Source organism: Tissierellales bacterium (genome assembly GCA_035301805.1).
Taxonomy (GTDB): Bacteria; Bacillota; Clostridia; order Tissierellales; family DATGTQ01; genus DATGTQ01.
Genome location: DATGTQ010000071.1, coordinates 1 through 2077, shown reverse-complemented (window position 1 = coordinate 2077; position 2077 = coordinate 1). Strand labels below are relative to the sequence as shown.

Below are 2077 nucleotides of genomic sequence, written 5' to 3'. Positions count from 1 at the left end.
TTCATTTGCTAACATTTTTCTTTTCCTCCTCTATTGCCTTTGCATGTCATGCAAGATTTAGTTTAAAAAAATATCTATTTTCTCTTTATCTGTAAGTTTTAGCAACTCTGATAAGTTTTCCATCTTTATATGTGGTACTTCATTTTCATCTATCAGCTTGTACAATTTATTCAAAGGAAACTTAAATATCTTAGATGCTTCTTTTACTGAAACTAATTTAGCTTCCATGTTTATACCTCCTAACTAGCTTTTTCTATATCAGGTAATATATCGTTCTCTTTTAATAACTCATATAAAAACAATCTTCCTTTTTGGGTCCATTTTGTATTCATTTTTATATCTTGTGTTCCATCTTTTCTTGTAAACTCATGTGTTTCTGAGTGGGTATAACCTTTTCCATGATGTTCTCTATATAAGAGCCATTGGTTGCTTTGTTTATATTGGACTTTCAATTCATGTAATAATTGGTTCATTGCCTGTCCACTCATGCCATAATCCTTTGCTATTTGAGTTATAGTTACTAATCCTTTATTTTTTAATATCTTGTCCATGTAGTCTGCTTTAGGCTTTAACTCTCCTATTACCTGCTTTTGTTTTTGAATTAATGCTCTTTCTTCTTTTAGTTGAGTAGCAAGCTTAATAATTGTATCAGGATCTGTTAGTACTTCTTCTATCTTTACATCTGTTAGATATGCTCCATGCTCTCTAATCGAAGGTAAGACCTCATCAAAAACCCACTCTTCAAATTTTTCTGCTGATGGTAATTTTGACCTAACTATTAATCTATAAACATCACTTTCATTTATTAAATTAGCTTGTGTTTTTACCAGATGCCCATTTTGGGAAGGTGTTTCTATTACATCCTTAACTATATTTTTACAATGCTTTGACACCGCTTTACTTCCATTTGAATATCCTAAATTATTTGCTATATCTATCCCTACAAAGTAAAACTTGTCCTCAATTAAAACTGTTCTTATTTCTTTAAATTGGTTATTTTTAAATATTTGTAAATCTTTCTTCATTTACTTATCCTCCTTGAGTTTATTTCTATATTATAGAAGTCTATCCTAAAAAAATATCATCTATATCTACATCTAAAGCTTTAGCTAGCCTTTCTACATAATCATAACTTGCACTCCTTAAAGCTTGTACATTGTTTTCGTATGTTGTTATACTTCTACTAGTTATTCTAGTCATGCGACTTAGTTCTTCCTGAGTTATATCTCTTTCTCTTCTTAATTGCCTTAGAGTTTTCTTGCTCATCTCCCCTAACCTCCTTTCATATATTATTATACACTTCTAAATTATAGAAGTCAAGAACTATTTTTCTAAATTATAGAAATATCTTTCAAAGTATGTTGTACTATATATAGGAAGGGGGTGATGTTGATGAGTGAATTTTTTAATACTAATCTCAAATATCTAAGGGATAAAAATGGCATAGAGCAATTAGAGTTAGCTAATATGCTAGGCTTAAAGAGTGCATCTGCTGTTAGCGAATGGGAAAAGGGAATTAGAATCCCTAATGCTGGTATATTATCAGATATATCAAGTATATTTAAAGTATCTATTGATAATCTAATGCACGTCAATTTAGAAAAATATAATATAGGATCTTCTAAAGTTATCCCACTATTAGGCACAATCGCTGGATGAGGATCTACAAAACATAGATAATTTTAAAAATAAAATAAAAGATCTACATGATAAGAAAAATAATTTATTGAAAATATTAGAGGAGGAAAAAGAAGAATCTAAAAATGTTGAAGATGGATTTTTGAAAGACACTGTTGTTACAATAAACAATAAGTGGGAGATATTAAGTGTAGCTGAAAAGAACGAATTATTAAGAAGATTAATTGATGCAATTTGGATTGATGGAGATAGTTTTAAAATAGTGTGGAATTTTTAATTATTATTGACAAGTTGATAGGACAACATATCAATAATAGCTATAATTATTAAATATTTTCTACAAAATACCAAATATCCCTTCTAAGGCTTGTATTTGTCTTATAAACAATTTAAGTATGTTTTAATACAATTGTATGAACATGGATATAAAATCCTGTTA

5 protein-coding genes are annotated in these 2077 nt (G+C 28.7%); 2 read left to right on the top strand and 3 right to left on the bottom strand.

Features of this window, described 5'->3' with window-relative positions; all coding sequences use genetic code 11:
* Positions 1-57 precede the first annotated feature (57 nt).
* From VK071_02990 to VK071_02980, 3 genes are read right to left on the bottom strand one after another with little or no spacing between them, the layout of a single operon-like run.
* Positions 58-228 (bottom strand): hypothetical protein, encoded by a 171-nt coding sequence (locus tag VK071_02990; GenBank protein HLR34277.1) that lies wholly within the window; start codon positions 226-228, stop codon positions 58-60.
* A gap of 11 nt (positions 229-239) precedes the next feature.
* On the bottom strand, positions 240-1025 hold the full coding sequence (locus VK071_02985) for a phage antirepressor KilAC domain-containing protein (protein ID HLR34276.1): 786 nt from the start codon (positions 1023-1025) through the stop codon (positions 240-242).
* 40 nt (positions 1026-1065) lie between these two features.
* Positions 1066-1266: a helix-turn-helix transcriptional regulator gene (locus VK071_02980; GenBank protein HLR34275.1), complete on the bottom strand. Its 201-nt coding sequence runs from the start codon at positions 1264-1266 to the stop codon at positions 1066-1068.
* A gap of 126 nt (positions 1267-1392) precedes the next feature.
* On the opposite strand from VK071_02980, the gene VK071_02975 reads away from it, so the two are divergent.
* On the top strand, positions 1393-1659 hold the full coding sequence (locus VK071_02975; GenBank protein HLR34274.1) for a helix-turn-helix transcriptional regulator: 267 nt from the start codon (positions 1393-1395) through the stop codon (positions 1657-1659).
* A 67-nt stretch (positions 1660-1726) separates the two neighbouring features.
* Positions 1727-1915 carry a hypothetical protein gene (locus VK071_02970; GenBank protein ID HLR34273.1) on the top strand — a complete coding sequence of 63 codons (189 nt, stop codon included), beginning with the start codon at positions 1727-1729 and terminating at the stop codon, positions 1913-1915.
* The last annotated feature ends 162 nt before the right edge of the window (positions 1916-2077 follow it).

What these genes read in the sequence shown, in the direction of transcription:
- VK071_02980 (HLR34275.1), bottom strand. Translation starts at nt 1,266, where the DNA reads ATGAGCAAGAAAACTCTAAGGCAATTAAGAAGAGAAAGAGATATAACT.
- VK071_02975 (HLR34274.1), top strand. Translation starts at nt 1,393, where the DNA reads ATGAGTGAATTTTTTAATACTAATCTCAAATATCTAAGGGATAAAAAT.
- VK071_02990 (HLR34277.1), bottom strand. Translation starts at nt 228, where the DNA reads ATGGAAGCTAAATTAGTTTCAGTAAAAGAAGCATCTAAGATATTTAAG.
- VK071_02985 (HLR34276.1), bottom strand. Translation starts at nt 1,025, where the DNA reads ATGAAGAAAGATTTACAAATATTTAAAAATAACCAATTTAAAGAAATA.